Below are 14,684 nucleotides of genomic sequence, written 5' to 3' on the forward strand. Positions count from 1 at the left end.
CGATGGTGTCCACCGTGGACTACGAACTTTCGGGAAGTGCGCAGGTCACTTCGCTTGAGGAGCTGGTCGGCGGGTGGCGGTCCGAACGGCCGGACCTCGTCCTGCACGACGCGGGCGGCCCCGCCGAGTGCTTGGTCCGTTCGGGCGAACTCGTGGTCTTCCCGGACGAACTGCCACGCGTGGTGGACCGGATCGGCCGCTGGATCGACCGGGTCGACGAGGCCGCGGGCCTGGGCGTGGTGCGCGTCCGGCTGCGCCCCGCCGAGCGCGGCCAGTGCGTCCGGATCGCGCGGGACCACGGCTGCGCGCCCAACAACGTCCACGTCGGCAGCCCGATCATGATCGGCACCGCCCGGCCGGTGCCGGTCGGGGCGGAGCCGCCGAGGCCGCCGCGCCACGAGCGCTGGGACGTCACCGCCGCCGTCCTGGACACCGGTCTCGACCCGCACCCGTGGTTCGCGGGCAGGCGCTGGTTCTTCGAGTGGGGTCACTCGCCGGAGGTGCTCGACGCCGACGGTCGCGCGGGCCAGGACCGCCAGGCCGGGCACGGCACGTTCGTCGCGGGTGTTCTCCTCCAGCACGCGCCCGGCGTCGTCGTCCGCCACCACCGCGTGCTCTCCTCGCTCGGCCTGACCGACGACGTCACCGTCGCCACCGGCCTCCGGCGGCTCCGCGCGCAGGCCGCTGAGCACGGGGAACGCCTGCACGTCGTCGTGCTCACGGCGGGCTGCCACACGGCCGGTGACGAGTGCCCGCCGCTGCTGCGCAGCGAGATCAGCGCGTTCCCCGACGTCGCCGTCGTGGCTGCGGCGGGCAACGGCGGCACGTCCCGCCCCCACTGGCCCGCCGCGCTGCCGGACGTGCTCGCCGTGGGCGCGGACGCCTCCTTCTCCAACCGAGGGCCGTGGGTCGACGCCGTCGCGCCCGGCGTGGACGTGGTCAGCAGCCACGTGCGGCTGCGGCCGGGGCGCGGGGCGCCCGAGGGCACGGAGACCAGGGAGTACGGGTTCGCGAGGTGGAGCGGCACGTCGTTCGCGGCACCGCGCGTCGCGGCCCGCGTGGCGTGCCTGGTCCGCGACGGTCGGACCCCGCGCGAGGCCGCTGCCGTGGCGGCCGAGGAGTTCAGCCCGGCCCGGAGCAGCTGAACGAGCGGTCGTCGTGGAGCAGTCGGGCCTCGGCCAGCGCGGTGGCCGGGTCGAGGCCCGCGCGGAGTCCGGCGTGGACGGTCGTCATGAACGCGGGGGTGCGGTCGTCCGGGACGGCCAGGGTGCTGGCGATGACGGCTCCGGCGCCGCGGTCGAGGAACGCGGTGGCGAGGCCGGAGTCGCACGAGGACAGGACGACGATCCCCGGTGGACGCCGAAGCCTGGCCAGGTCGTGGATGTGCAAGTCGCCGTCCGCGAGTTGCAGCGAGGAGAACAATCCTCGCGCCCGGCCGTGCGCGGCGACGTGGACGACGTCGACGCCGTCCATCGCCCGCAGCGCGGCGTCCACCGTGGCCGATCGGCCGGTGAGCAGCGTGCCGCCGTGGGCGCGGTGCAGGGTGGACACCTCCTCGGTCGCGTGGGTCAGCTCCGGGCCCGCGATCCACGCACCCGTGCGCGGTGGGGCGCCCGACCTCGCCGGAGCGCCGTCCAGGGAGAACGGGCGGCCCCGGTAGGACGGGAGGGCGGCCCACGGGAGGCCAGCCGGTGAGCCGGTGATGGTGATCGGCCCGTCGCCGGTCGGGGGCAGGAGGGCGTCGAGCGCGGCGGCGGCCAGCTCCGCCGCGGTGTCGCGACCGGACTCCAGCGCCAGGCGGAGGGCGCTGGTGCGGTGGTCGAGCGGCGCCAGCCGGTGGAGGCGGGCGCGGCCTGCGACCACCGTGACGGCGTGCAGGACGCCGTCGTGCTCGGTGAAGGCCAGCCGGGTGGTGCGCGCGGCGGGTCTGGGCGGGGTCGGGCGGGTGGTCAGCGCTCGCCTGCGGATCTCCCGCTCCAGAGCGACCACGCGGTCGTGGTCGGCCCTCGCCCTGGCCAGCCTGAGTTCGGCGGAGTGCTCCGTGGTGGGGGCGACGGGTGCGACCCGGCGCGTCCAGCGGAGCACGGACCTGGCGTCGCCGCCCATCAGGGCGTGGCGCAGGGCGATGTCCCGGAGTTCGGTGCCCGGCCAGGTGGTCGGGTCGACGAGGGCGAGGCCCGCCCGGCACGCCGTGGCGGCCTCCCGGCGGGTGGAGGCTCGACGGGCGGTGTCGAGCAGGCCGAGCGCCCGCAGCCGGGCGGTGCCGCGCCGGACGTCGAGCGGGAGGCCCGCGGCGAGGCGGAGTTCGGCGGCGTCCTCGTGCCTGCCCCGGCGGTCGCACTCGGTGGCCGTGCGCCGGACCGCCGGGCGTTCGCCCGCCGCCAGCCGCGCCCGCAGCGACACCGACCTGGCCACCCAGCCGCCCACCTGGTCGGCCAGCACCCGAGCCTGCCGGAGGTCGCCGTCCGCCAACGCGCACCGGGCCGCGAGCAGGACCGCGTCCGGGAGCCGGGAACCCCGGTCGCACCGGTCCAGCAGGCTGATCGCCGGGGTGAGCACGGATCTCGCCTCGCGCACCAGGCCCGCGGCCAGCAGCGCCTCGGCGCGGTCGATCAGCGCTTCCGGGCGGTGCGCGACCGTGAGCCCGTCGTGCGCCGCCTGCTCGTAGTGGCGCAGCGCGGTGGGCAGGTCGCCTGCCACCATCGCCACGAAACCCCTGTTGTGCAGGCACATCGCGGCCCGGTCCGGTTCGCCGATGGCGAGCAGCGTTCTCCGGGCGGCGGTGAAGTCGGCGTCCGCCTCCGCGAGCCGGAGGGAGTGGGCGCGGGCGATGCCGCGGCCCACCAGGGCGTTGGCGAGCCACCGGGGGTCGTCGTGGCGCTTCAGGTCGCGGATGACCCCGGTGAGGTGCGCGGCGGCCAACCCCGGATCGGCGGTCTGGCAGAGGTGCAGTCCCTGGAGGCAGCGCGCGCGGGCCAGGTCGTTGCCGCGGAGGTGGGGGAACGCCCTGGTGAGGTGGCTCGTGCTGGCCTTCGGCCTGCCCCGGTCCAGTTCGATCCAGGCCAGGGTGAGGTGGAACCGGGCCCGCTCGTGGTCGGTGGTCGCTCGCCGCAGGCCTTCGCGGGCCAGTGCTCGCGCTCGGGGGAGGTGGCCGCGTTCCACCTCCTCCAGGCACTCGGCGTGGAGGGTCACTGGACGAACCAGCCGGTGCTGAGGTCCGGCAGGCCGGGTTGGCTGATCACGAACCGGAGCGGACCGGTGGGGAGCAGGTCGGCCTGGAACCAGCCGACGTCGTCGATGTCGCCCGCGGTTCCGCCGTGCGGCCACGTCACGTGGACCGTGCCTCCCCGCGGTGGGTGGACCAGGCCCAGCGCTCGGACGCCGCGGTCGTCGACGGTGTCCAGGCGGAGGTCCACGGTGGTGCCGTCCCCTTCGTGGCCGAGGTGGAGGGTGCGGGACGGTCCGGCGCCGCGGGTGTTCGGCGGGGTCGCCACGGCGGAGTCGGCGAGCCAGGTGAGCGGCACGAGGTCGGCGGGAGGTCGGAACAGCGCGGCCTCGGCGAGGTGGGGCGGGACCGGGTCCACCTGGTCCAGGACGGCCGCCAGGGCGTCCAGCAGGTCGCGGTCGGTGCTCACACGCCCACCTCCGCGCCGACGCGGCGGCGCAGGACGGCGAGGCAGCGGCTGCGGGTCGAGCCCAGGCTGTTGACGGGCATCCCCAGCGCCTCGGCCACGTCCTGGTAGGTCAGGTCGGGTGCGTAGGCGATCAGGCGGAGGATGTCGCGGCACTGGTCGGTGAGGCCCGAGAACGCGCGCCACAGCTTCACCGCCTGCTCGTCGGCCAGGACGAGCTCCTCGGGGCTGGGGAAGTCCGGTTCCGGCGGGCCCCAGAGGTCCACCGGGAGTTCCCGGCCCCGGACCTTGCGGACGCGCAGCGCCTCGTGCCTGGCGGTGGTGATCAGCCAGCCGGAGAGCTTCGCGGGCGTGCGGATGTGGTGGAGGTTCTCGGCCAGGGCGAGCCACGTGTACTGGCAGACGTCGGCGGCGTCGGCGTCGCGGAGGCCCGCGGACCTGGCGGTGGACCAGAGGAGGGGGAGGTGGCGGCCGACTATCTCCCGCCAGGCGGATTCGTCGTGGAGCTTGGCTCGGGACACCAGTTCGGCGTTCGTCAGGTCGTGCATGGCGGGTTGGAAGACCGATGGTCCAGTTCGGCTCCGATACTCGCTCGATCGTGTGGTGTTTTTGTGGGGCTGGGTGGCTGAGTTGGTGGGTGGGTGGCGGGGGGAGTCTGGGTGTCGCCCTGGTTGCGTGCTTCCGGTCAGGTGGTGGCGGGGTGCTCGCTTCCGCTCGGGTGGTGGCGGGGTGCTCGCCTTCCGGTCGGCTGAAGGGCTTGGTGCTGCTGGTGGTGGTTCGCTAGTTGGTCAGTTTGTGCAGGCGGCGCAGTGCCTCGTCCAGGACCTCGTCCTTCTTGCAGAACGCGAACCTGACCAGGTGTTGCCACTGCTCCGGGTGGTCGGTGAAGACCTGCACCGGCACCCCGGCCACGCCGATGCGTTCCGGTAGGGCGCGGCAGAGTTCGGCGCCGTCGGTGAAGCCGAGCGGGCGGACGTCGGCGGTGATGAAGTAGGTGCCCTCGCTCGGGCGGACCGCGAAGCCCGCTTCCGCCAAGCCCTCGGAGAGGCGGGAGCGCTTGGCCGCCAGGTCGGTGCGGAGGGTTTCCACCCAGGGCATCTCGTGCCGCAGGGCGTGGGCGACGGCTGGTTGGAACGGGGCCCCGCCCACGAAGGTGATGAACTGCTTCGCGGCGCGGACGGCCGCCACCAGTTCCGGGGTCGAGCAGACCCAGCCGATCTTCCAGCCGGTGCAGTTGAACGTCTTGCCCGCGCTGGAGATGGTCACGGTGCGGTCCGCCATGCCCGGCAGGGTGGCCAGCGGGACGTGCTCGTGGGTGTCGAAGACCAGGTGCTCGTAGACCTCGTCGGTGATGGCCAGCAGGTCGTGCTCCACGCAGAGGGCGGCCACCTCCTGGAGTTCCGCCCTGGTGAAGACCGTGCCGGTCGGGTTGTGGGGTGTGTTGACGAGCACAGCCCTGGTCTTCGGGCCGATCGCCTCGCGCAGGCCCGCGACGTCCAGGCCGAAGCGGCCGGTCAGCGGGTCCTCGATCAGGCCGACGGTGCGCCTGGTGGCACCCGCCAGCGCGACCGAGGCGGCGTAGGAGTCGTAGTACGGCTCGAACAGGACCACCTCGTCACCCGGCTCCACCAGTGCCAGGAGGGTGGCCGCGATGGCCTCGGTCGCACCCACCGTGACCAGCACTTCCGTGTCCGGGTCGTAGGTGGTCCCGTACCGGGTGCGGTGCTCGGCGACGGCCTGCCGCAGCGCCGGTGTGCCGGGGCCGGGCGGGTACTGGTTGAGGCCGCCGTCGATCGCCGCCTTGGCCGCTTCGAGCATGCCCACCGGGCCGTCGGTGTCCGGGAAACCCTGGCCCAGGTTCACCGCACCGGTTCGTTGGGCCAGGGCCGTCATCTCCGCGAAGATCGTCGAGGTGAACGGCCGCAATCTGGGGACTAGCGCTGGTACCCGCACAACGTCGAATCTTCACGGACAATGGTGCGGTGGAGCAACTGACGGCAGCCGACCAGGTCAAGCGGCGAGACCTGCGCAGGATGAAACTCGTCGCCACGGGGTTCTTCGTCGCGGCGACGGTGGTGTTCCTCGTCGCGCTGTTCCTGGAGGGCGACGGGGACGCGTGGAGCTACGTGCGCGCCGCCGCCGAGGCGGGCATGGTGGGCGCGCTGGCCGACTGGTTCGCGGTGACGGCGCTGTTCCGGAGGCCGCTGGGGCTCCCGATCCCGCACACGGCGATCATCCCGACCCGCAAGGACACGTTCGGCGACGCGCTCGGCGACTTCGTCGGCACGAACTTCCTGGCCGAGGACGTGGTGCGCGACAAGCTGCGTCGGGTCGACATCAGCAGGCGGGTCGGGACGTGGCTGGTGCAGCCGGTCAACGCCGAGCGGGTCACGTCCGAGCTGGCGAACGTCGTCAAGGGCGCCGTGACCGTGCTGCGCGACGAGGACGTGCAGGCGGTGATCGACCAGGGGATCGTGCGGCGGCTGGTCGACAAGCCGTGGGGGCCGCCGCTGGGCAAGCTGCTCGGGCAGGTGCTGACCGACGGGGCGCACCACAGGTTCGTCGACCTGGTGATCGACCGGACCTACGACTGGGTGCACGACAACCACGACAAGGTCGTGCAGGTCGTGGCCGAGCGGGCGCCGACGTGGTCGCCGAAGTTCGTCGACTCGCTGCTGGGCGACAAGGCGTACACGGAGCTGCTGAACTTCGCCTGGGCCGTGAAGACCGACCTCAACCACCCGATGCGGCTGGCGCTCGACCAGTTCATGATCGAGTTCGCGCACGACCTCCAGCACGACCCGGCGACGATGGAGCGGGCCGAGCTGGTCAAGAACCAGCTCGTCGAGCACCCGGACGTGCAGCACTTCATCGGGTCCGCGTGGGGCGCGGCGAAGAAGATGCTGCTCGACGCAGCCGAGGACCCGTCCAGCGAGCTGCGCAGACGAGTGCGTGAAGGCCTGGAGTCGTTCGGGCGGCGGCTCTCGGACGACGACGCCATGCGCGAGAAGGTCGACGGCTGGCTGGAGGGCGCGGCGGCGTACGTCGTGTCGAACTACCGGGCCGAGATCACCACCCTGATCACCGACACGGTCGAGCGGTGGGACGCCGTGGAGACCTCGCGCAAGATCGAGTTGCAGGTCGGCCGCGATCTCCAGTTCATCCGCATCAACGGCACCGTCGTCGGCGCCCTGGCAGGCCTGGTGATCTACACCGTCGGCCAGCTCGTCACCTAGGAGGCGCTCAGGGCTCTGGTGCGCTCGCGCCAGAGCCTCGCCTTCTCGCGGTTCCCGCACACCTGCATCGAGCACCACGTCCGGGAGCGGTTGCGGGATCGGTCGAAGAACGCGGCTTGGCAGCTCTCCGCCTGGCACACCTTCAACCGTTCCCACGACCCCAGCAGGGCGACCCGCGCCGCCGCCGCGAGCACGGCGCCGAGCGCGTCCGTGGTCGCGATCATCGGCACGCCCTGGCTCAGCTCGATCCGGACGGTGCCGGAGAACGGCTTCGCCGCGGCGCGCTCACCGAGGGCGGACCGGAGCGCCACGCGGGCCGAACGGACCTTCGCGAGGTCGTCCACGTGGCCCAGTCCTCTTTCGGTGACCCACGCCCGCCACGAGGCCGCGTCGTCCAACACGTCGGTGCCGAGTTCGAGGTCTCGGGTGTTGAGGAAGGCGAGCAGCAGTTCGACATCGTGTTCCGCATCGCCGGCTCGATCGTGCGCGAAGCTCGCGTGATCCCAGCCGGCTGCCAGACCAGTCACCTCTCCACTGTAGCCGGCAACCCGGCCGTGAGGGGCCCATCCACCCGACCCAACCTGTCTTCCAGGGGTATGAACCGTGTGTATACCTCGTGTGTATAGTCGCCGGCATGTCACTCGGACACGCCCTGCTCGGTCTGCTCGAACGCGGCCCCGGCCACGGGTACGACCTCAAGAAGGCCTACGACGACCGGTTCGGCCAGGACCGGCCCCTGCACTACGGGCAGGTGTACACGACGCTGTCCCGCCTGCTGCGCAACGGACTCGTCCAGGAAGCGGGCGTCGAGTCCGGCTCGGGGCCGGACCGGAAGCGGTACGCGATCACCGACGCGGGCGTCACCGACGTCGAGAAGTGGCTCGTCACGCCGGAGAAGCCCGAGCCGTACCTCCAGAACACGCTGTACACGAAGGTCGTGCTGGCGCTGCTGTCCGGCCGCGAGGCCGCGGACGTGCTCGACACCCAGCGCGCCGCCCACCTGAACGCCATGCGCGAGCTGACCCGCCGCAAGACCGGGGGAGACCTCGCCGACCAGCTCATCTGCGACTACGCCCTGTTCCACCTCGAAGCCGACCTGCGCTGGCTCGAACTCACCACCGCCCGCCTCGACCAGCTGAGGAAGCGGGTCGCCCGATGACCCTGCTGTCCGCCACCGACCTGCACAAGGCCTTCGGCCCCACCCCCGCGCTCGCGGGCGCGGGCCTCTCCGTCGACCAGGGCGAGATCGTCGCGATCATGGGGCCGTCGGGTTCCGGCAAGTCCACGCTGCTGCACTGCCTCGCGGGCATCCTGACCCCCGACGCGGGCGAGGTCCACTACCGGGGCGTCGACCTCGGCACCATGTCCGACGGCAGGCGCAGCGAGCTGCGCCGCACCGAGTTCGGCTTCGTCTTCCAGTTCGGCAGGCTCGTGCCCGAGCTGTCCTGCGTCGAGAACGTCGCGCTGCCGCTCCGCCTGGCCGGGGTCAAGCGGCGGGACGCCGAGCGCCGCGCGACCGAGTGGCTGGAGGAGCTGGAGGTCGCCGACGTCGCCGCGAAACGGCCCGGCGAGACGTCCGGCGGCCAGGGGCAGCGCGTGGCGGTCGCCCGCGCGCTGGTCACCTCGCCGAAGGTGATCTTCGCCGACGAGCCGACCGGCGCGCTCGACTCGCTCAACGGCGAACGCGTGATGACCCTGTTCCTCGCCGCCGCCCGCGCGACCGCCGCCGCCGTGGTCCTGGTCACCCACGAACCGCGCGTGGCCGCGTACGCCGACCGCGAGGTCGTCGTCCGCGACGGCCGGTCCCGCCTCGTGGAGCACGCCGGGTGAAGGGCTGGGTGAACGACCTCGCGCTCGGCGTCCGCATCGCGTTCGGCGGCGGCCGGTCGTCGTGGCGGCGGCTCGCGCTGACGGGTGTCAGCGTCGGGGTTGGTGTGGCGGTGCTGTTCGTCGGCGCCTCCGCGCCGACCGCGTTCGGGGAGCGGCAGGCCCGGCAGGACGCGTCCAGGGTGCAACCCGGTGAGGAGCGGCCTCCCGGCGTGGATCCGCTCTACCGCGCCTACGCCCCGGAGAACTTCGGCCGCGAGGAGATCATGGGCAGCTACGTCTGGCCCGGCGGCCCGCGCGCCCCGATCCCCCCTGGTCTGCAACGGATACCGGGTGACGGGGAGATCGTGGTCTCGCCCGCGCTCGCCGACCTGCTGGCCTCGCCCAAGGGCGAACTGCTGCGGCCCAGGTTCCCGCAGCGGGTCGTCGGGACCATCTCCCAGGAGGGCCTGATCGGTCCGAACCACCTGCTGTTCATCGCTGGTGACTCGACCATCGAGAAGAACGACCGGACCGCGTTCTACTCGTTCGGGCTCGATCGCGCGCACCCGCGGGCCGGCACCAACCCCTGGTACTGGGCGCTGGGCCTCATCGGCGCGGTCGTGCTGCTGCTGCCGGTGCTGGTCTTCGTCACGATCGGCACCCGGCTCGCCGGTCCGGAACGCGAACGCAGGCTGGCGGCGCTGCGGCTGCTCGGCGCGAGCGCCCGCCAGGTGCGGAGGATCTCCACCGGGGACGCGCTGGCGGGCGCCGTCGTGGGCCTGGTGCTCGGCGCGGGCGCCTTCCTCGGCCTGCGGGGGTTCGTGGAACGCGTCGAGCTGTTCGGGGTCAGCACGTTCGCGAGCGACCTGACCCCGCACCCGCTGCTGGCCCTGCTGGTGGTGGTCGTCGTGCCCGTGCTGTCGGTCGCGACCGCGCTGGTCACCATGCGCGGCAGCGTCGTCGACCCGCTCGGCGTGGTGCGCCAGTCCGCACCCGCGCGGCGGCGGCTGTGGTGGCGGTTCGCGCCGATCCTCGCGGGCGTCGGCCTGCTGGCGGTCCAGGCCGAGACGCTCCTGGAGCACCCCCTCAGGGGGAACCCCGAGCTGACGCTCGCGGCGGTCGCCCTGCTGCTGCTGGGGATTCCCCTGGTGCTGCCGTGGGTCGTCGAGCGGTCGGTCGGGCGGTTCCGGGGCGGGCCACCGTCGTGGCAGCTCGCCGTGCGCAGGCTCCAGATGGACAGCGGCTCGGCCGCCAGGGTCGTGGGCGGGGTCGCCGTCGTGCTCGCGGGCGGCATCGCGCTCCAGACGATGATGATCGGCCAGGAGGCCGGTGTCCGGGATCGGCAGCTGGGCGTGTCGGACGTGGAGCGCAACCTGTTCATGGCCTACGTACCCGAAACCCTGAGCGCTCGCATCGACGCGATCGCCGAGGACGTCCGCGCGACCGAGGGCGTCCGGTCGGTCGTGGCCGTGCGGCAGTTCACCGTCCGGCGGGCGGGGTCGGTCACGCCGTTCGGCGTGTCCGTCGGGTCGTGCGCGTCCCTGCGCTCGATCGCGCGGTTCGACCAGTGCCAGGACGGCGACGGGTTCCGGGTCCGCGGTACCTCCGAGGAGGGGCCGGAGGCGGGTGAGGTCGTCGACGTCCTCGACTTCGCGACCCAGGTGCGGGTGAGCGGCCAGTGGACCGTTCCCGAGCTGCTCGACGTCGAGGCCTCGCAGAACGGCTCGCTGTACCAGGTCCTCCTCACCCCCGGCGCGCTCGGCGGGCTCGACGTGACCGGCACCCGCGGTCGTCTCGAAGTGGTGCTGGACCCGTCCGTGCCGGACGCGCTCGACCGTGCGATCACCGCTTTCGGACCGGTCGGACGGCACTCGCTGACCAGGTCGTTCCTTCCCCCCGACCCGGAGGACAAGGCCTCGGACTACCGGACGCTGCGGCAGGTGTTCCTCGCCGGGACGCTGCTCGTGGTGGTGCTCGCCGGAGCGAGCCTGCTGGTCCTCGCGCTGGAGCAGGTGCGCACGCGGCGGCGGCCGTTGGCGGTGCTCGCGGCCGGAGGGGTGCCGCGAAGCACGCTGCTGTGGTCGCTGCTGTGGCAGAACGCGGTGCCGCTGGGGCTCGCCGTCCTGGTCGCGGTGGCGGTCGGGTCGGGGACGGGCCTGCTGTACCAGCGGGTGTCGCTCCTCCCGCTGGGGCTCGACCTGACCGGGATCGGGGTGCTGACCGCGACGGTCGTGGGCGTGGCGCTGCTCGTGACCCTGTGCACCCTGCCCGCGGTGCGGAGGGCTACCGGCGCGACGGGGTTGCGCGCGGAATGAGCCCGATCCCGCGCGCGACGGGCTTGTCGGCCAGGCGGTCCTGCACCAGTGCGTGGCGGAACTGGTAGCAGGCACCGGCCTGGCGCAGCACGCCGAGCTTGCGGGCGTCGTCGAGGAACACCATCAGCTCCCACGGCAGCCTCATCCGCGCGGCCAGCCAGATCCGCGCCACGGTGAACCACCACCAGCGCAGGTGCAGCACGGACAGCGCGAAACCCAGCAGCAGACCGGACGACAGGCCGAGGCCGATCATGCCGCTCTGGTGCACGCCGAACACCATGGCCGCGGCCGCACCGAAGACCACACCCAGCACGAGGGAACCGGTCCACACGGCCATGCGGTCGCGCGCCATGGTCCACTGCGGGCTCGACGGGTGGGTCAGCTCGGTGGAACTGGCGGTGGCGAACCGCAGCGCGGTCGCCACCGCCAGACCGAGCCCGACCACCAGCCCCGCGGACAGCCCGTACAGGGCGCCGAACACGAGACCGGTCGCCGTGCCGATGGTCCCGCTCGTCACGACCAGGCTGCGCCACACGCCGAGGCGCGGTTTCGCCGTCCTGGCGCGGAACGCCCTGCTGGACGCCGTCAGCGCGGCGACCGCGACCACGGCGCCCGCGATGAGCCCGGTCAACGGGGCGATGCCGGGGGTGCCCGCGTACGCCATCAGCCAGCCGACGCCGAACCCGCCGATCGAGCCGACGGCGAGCGCGCCGAGCAGTGCGAGCCACGCGTTGCCGACCGACCGCCGCAGGTCCCACCAGCCCAGCTCGCGGACGCCCTGGTCGCGCATCTGCCGCGCCAGGAACCCCAGCCAGCGCCGGGCTTGGTCGCGGGGCCACGCCTGGCTCGCGTGCGCCTGGTACGCCGTGTCGACGTTGCCGAACACCCGCTCCACCAGGCTGTCCGCGAGGTGGTCCTCGATCGCCTTCTGGTCGGCGAACCTCGTGCGGTCCAGCAGTTCGGACGGCTCGCCGACCCCCGTGCCGTAGACCGTGCTCGCCAGCCACACCATCAGCGGCACCGACAGCACCTCCGCCAGGTGGCCCTCCGGTTCGGCGCGCAGGTGCAGGAAGATCGGCTCCCAGCCCGCCGCCTTCACGGGGTCGGCGCCCGCGCGCAGGTAGGCGGCGACCTCCTCCAGGTCCAGCGGGTGCAGCTCCACCACGTCCGCGCCGGGCACCGCGCCGACCCGCGACACGGTGTCCACGAACTCGTCGATGCGGCTGGTGATCACCAGCGGCGACTTCACCGGGAACGCCCGGTTGATCCGCTGCACCGCCTCCGCCCGCTGTGCCTGCGGGATCTCGTCCAGCCCGTCCAGGATCGGGAACACCCGGCGCTGCTCGACGAGCAGGTCCGCCGCGTAGCTGCCGTACAGCTCGGTGTTGCGCAGCGCGGGGTGGTCCTCGTAGAGCCTGCGCGTCATCCACGTCCGCACGTCCTCGACGGCGGGGTCCCACGTCGAGAGCGGCAGCAGCACCGGTACCGCTCCGTCGAGGTAGCGGTCCAGCAGGCCGATCGTCAGCAGCATCGCGACGGTGCTCTTGCCGCTGCCGGGTTCGCCGATCACGACGATCCGGTGGTGCGGCTGGCGTTCGAACGCGCCGACCACGCCGTCGCTGTGGCCGGGGGGAGCGGCGGGCCGGTCGCTCACGTCCAGCTCGGTGGCCGTCCAGTGCAGGTCCAGCAGGTCGCCGCGCTCGGTCAACTTGCGCGCCGTGCACTCCTCGGCCCACTGGAGGTGCAGCGCGGTCGCGAGCGCTTTCGCCGCGGCGTCGAGGTTCTGCTCGGTCGCGAGGCCCGCGGCGCGGCGGCGGTGCAGCCAGGGGTCGAGCACGGCGAGGAACACCAGGAACGCGATCGCCAGTCCGCCCAGCCAGACGTGCGGGTCGACACCCGCTCCCGTGACGAGCAGACCGACCAGCGTGAGCAGAGCGGCGAGAGCGCACCCCGTGAGCACAGCGCGTTGGCGAAGTCTGGACACCCCGGCATCATGACTCACCCGTCACACCAGGTGTCGACACGGGCACGCTCGTGTCACCTGTGTCGTTCCTGCGTACGCTCGTGTGGTGATCTGTCCCAAGTGCCAGGACCTCATGCGGACCATCAACCGGGGTGGCGTCCACATCGAGCAGTGCGAGCGCTGCCGCGGCGTCTTCCTCGACGGCGGCGAGCTGGAGCAGATCGTGGCGGCGGAACGCGAGCACTACGCCGACGCCCCGCCGCCCGCGCACATCCCGCTGCCGCTGCCGCACGAGAACCCAGACCCCACAGCGGTTCCACCGCCTCCGCCGCCGCCCGCGCCGCCCACGCACTCCTCGCAGCCCGCGGGGGTTCCGCCGCCGTACCAGCCGCCGCCCGGTACGCCGCCGCCCGGCTACCCCGCTCCGGGGTACGGGTACCAGCAACCGGGCTACTACCCGCCGCCGCGCAGGCGCAGCTTCCTGGAGGAGCTGCTCGACTAGCCCGGTGAGCAGACCGGCCAGTCCAGGTCGCCGAGGTGGAACCGCTGCCCCTCGGGGCCGACGGTGAAGGCGAAGTGGTCCCGGCGCGGTCTGCCCAGGTCGAGCCACTGCCGGTAGCCCCGTTCGGCGAGCTGCCACAGCCTGCGCGGACCGCCCTGCTCGACGCGCGGGGAACCGGTGCGCAGCCGGGCCCACGAGCCGTCGGGGTGCGCGAGGTGGACGCGGTGCCGGTCCCCGTGCCCCACCACGACGTCCGGGAGCACGAGGCCCGCGAAGAACTCGAACGGGCTGCCGGGGTCGACCACCAGTTCCGGGTCCAGCGCCGTGCGCCCGCGCTCGTCCGCGGGGGCGCCGCGGGCGATCTCCAGCACGTCGGCGGCCCAGCCGTGGGCGTGGGCGCGCAGCGGCATGAACCGGCCGTCCTCGGCCAGCACCCGGCCCCGGCCACCGCCGCGGCCGTCCGACACCAACCGCACCAGGCCCGCGCCGATCGACCGGTTGAGCGTCGTCACGACGAGCCCGCCGGGCTTGGTCTGGGTGAGCCACGCGGTCGGGATCCGCGACACCGCGCACGTGCAGAGCACCCGGTCGTACGGCGCCCGTTCGGGGCACCCGAGCTCGCCGTCGCCCACGACGCACGTCGGTTCGCCGCCCACCGCGGCCAGGTGGTCGCGGGCCCTGGCGAGCACGCCGGGGTCGACGTCGACGGTCGTCACGTGCTCGGCGCCCAGCACGTGGCACAGCAGCGCCGCGTTGTAGCCCGTGCCCGCGCCGATCTCCAGCACGTCGTGGCCCGGCTGGACGCGCAGCGCCTCCAGCATGATCGCCATGATCGTCGGCATGCTCGACGAGCACGTGGGCACCCCGTGCACGGCGCCCTCGTCGACCGCCCGCTGCCACGCCCCGTCGTCGCCGTCGAGCTGGGTCACGCACACGCGGTCGCGGTAGACGAGCGGGAGCCAGTCGGGGTCGTCCGCGTCGACCGGACCCCACCGGCCGTCGGTCAGCTGGCGGAAGAACCGGGGCAGGAACGCGTGCCGGTCCACCTCGCGGAACGCCCGTGCCCAGCGCGGATCGCGCACCGCGCCGTCGGCGAGCAGGTCGTCGACCAAGCGGGTGCGGAGTGCGGTCGCGTCGTTCGCGGTCTCGTGCACGTGGGCTCCCACCTCCGACTTTACCGGTGTGTCGGAGGCCACGGGGGTTTTGCTAGCAGCCTGCTTGCAACTG

Annotated in this window: 13 protein-coding genes; 6 read left to right on the top strand and 7 right to left on the bottom strand. The window is 73.3% G+C overall.

Annotated features, from left to right (window positions below; genetic code table 11):
* Nucleotides 1-14 precede the first annotated feature (14 nt).
* Nucleotides 15-1,145, top strand: coding sequence for a S8 family peptidase (locus AC156L_RS05395; protein WP_330875775.1), 1,131 nt, complete (start codon nucleotides 15-17; stop codon nucleotides 1,143-1,145).
* Here AC156L_RS05395 and AC156L_RS05400 read toward each other — a convergent pair.
* The 4 genes from AC156L_RS05400 to AC156L_RS05415 all read right to left on the bottom strand — a co-directional run bounded on the left by AC156L_RS05400 (nucleotide 1,123) and on the right by AC156L_RS05415 (nucleotide 5,585).
* A complete protein-coding gene (locus AC156L_RS05400) occupies nucleotides 1,123-3,192 on the bottom strand; it encodes a CHAT domain-containing protein (protein ID WP_330875776.1) in 2,070 nt (689 codons plus the stop codon). The two genes, AC156L_RS05395 and AC156L_RS05400, sit on opposite strands and share 23 nt — an antisense overlap.
* Complete coding sequence (locus tag AC156L_RS05405; protein ID WP_330875777.1) at nucleotides 3,189-3,635, bottom strand: hypothetical protein; 447 nt, start codon at nucleotides 3,633-3,635, stop codon at nucleotides 3,189-3,191. Before AC156L_RS05405 ends, AC156L_RS05400 begins: the two co-directional genes overlap by 4 nt.
* A complete protein-coding gene (locus AC156L_RS05410) occupies nucleotides 3,632-4,180 on the bottom strand; it encodes an RNA polymerase sigma factor (RefSeq protein WP_330875778.1) in 549 nt (182 codons plus the stop codon). Before AC156L_RS05410 ends, AC156L_RS05405 begins: the two co-directional genes overlap by 4 nt.
* 232 nt (nucleotides 4,181-4,412) lie before the next feature.
* A complete protein-coding gene (locus tag AC156L_RS05415; RefSeq protein ID WP_330875779.1) occupies nucleotides 4,413-5,585 on the bottom strand; it encodes a pyridoxal phosphate-dependent aminotransferase in 1,173 nt (390 codons plus the stop codon).
* 29 nt (nucleotides 5,586-5,614) lie between these two features.
* On the opposite strand from AC156L_RS05415, the gene AC156L_RS05420 reads away from it, so the two are divergent.
* A complete protein-coding gene (locus AC156L_RS05420; protein WP_414719864.1) occupies nucleotides 5,615-6,868 on the top strand; it encodes a DUF445 domain-containing protein in 1,254 nt (417 codons plus the stop codon).
* On the opposite strand, the gene AC156L_RS05425 is transcribed toward AC156L_RS05420, so the two are convergent.
* Complete coding sequence (locus AC156L_RS05425) at nucleotides 6,865-7,395, bottom strand: CGNR zinc finger domain-containing protein (RefSeq protein WP_330875780.1); 531 nt, start codon at nucleotides 7,393-7,395, stop codon at nucleotides 6,865-6,867. The genes AC156L_RS05420 and AC156L_RS05425 overlap by 4 nt on opposite strands.
* Nucleotides 7,396-7,502: 107 nt before the next feature.
* Between AC156L_RS05425 and AC156L_RS05430 the strand changes: the two genes are divergently transcribed.
* Genes AC156L_RS05430 through AC156L_RS05440 form a run of 3 tightly spaced genes read left to right on the top strand, consistent with a single transcriptional unit; the run spans nucleotide 7,503 to nucleotide 10,992 of the window.
* Nucleotides 7,503-8,027 (top strand): PadR family transcriptional regulator, encoded by a 525-nt coding sequence (locus tag AC156L_RS05430; protein ID WP_330875781.1) that lies wholly within the window; start codon nucleotides 7,503-7,505, stop codon nucleotides 8,025-8,027.
* Complete coding sequence (locus AC156L_RS05435; RefSeq protein WP_330875782.1) at nucleotides 8,024-8,698, top strand: ABC transporter ATP-binding protein; 675 nt, start codon at nucleotides 8,024-8,026, stop codon at nucleotides 8,696-8,698. Before AC156L_RS05430 ends, AC156L_RS05435 begins: the two co-directional genes overlap by 4 nt.
* Nucleotides 8,695-10,992 (top strand): ABC transporter permease, encoded by a 2,298-nt coding sequence (locus AC156L_RS05440; protein WP_330875783.1) that lies wholly within the window; start codon nucleotides 8,695-8,697, stop codon nucleotides 10,990-10,992. The genes AC156L_RS05435 and AC156L_RS05440 overlap by 4 nt, the downstream gene beginning before the upstream one ends.
* Here AC156L_RS05440 and AC156L_RS05445 read toward each other — a convergent pair.
* Nucleotides 10,961-12,976, bottom strand: a complete 2,016-nt coding sequence (locus AC156L_RS05445; RefSeq protein ID WP_330875784.1) for an NACHT domain-containing protein — start codon at nucleotides 12,974-12,976, stop codon at nucleotides 10,961-10,963. The two genes, AC156L_RS05440 and AC156L_RS05445, sit on opposite strands and share 32 nt — an antisense overlap.
* 85 nt (nucleotides 12,977-13,061) lie before the next feature.
* Between AC156L_RS05445 and AC156L_RS05450 the strand changes: the two genes are divergently transcribed.
* Nucleotides 13,062-13,457, top strand: coding sequence for a TFIIB-type zinc ribbon-containing protein (locus tag AC156L_RS05450; RefSeq protein WP_330875785.1), 396 nt, complete (start codon nucleotides 13,062-13,064; stop codon nucleotides 13,455-13,457).
* Here the strand turns inward: AC156L_RS05450 and tgmC are convergent.
* Nucleotides 13,454-14,611, bottom strand: coding sequence for an ATP-grasp peptide maturase system methyltransferase (tgmC, locus tag AC156L_RS05455; protein ID WP_330875786.1), 1,158 nt, complete (start codon nucleotides 14,609-14,611; stop codon nucleotides 13,454-13,456). The two genes, AC156L_RS05450 and tgmC, sit on opposite strands and share 4 nt — an antisense overlap.
* Nucleotides 14,612-14,684: the final 73 nt, after the last annotated feature.

It is taken from the genome of Umezawaea sp., from assembly GCF_057122925.1.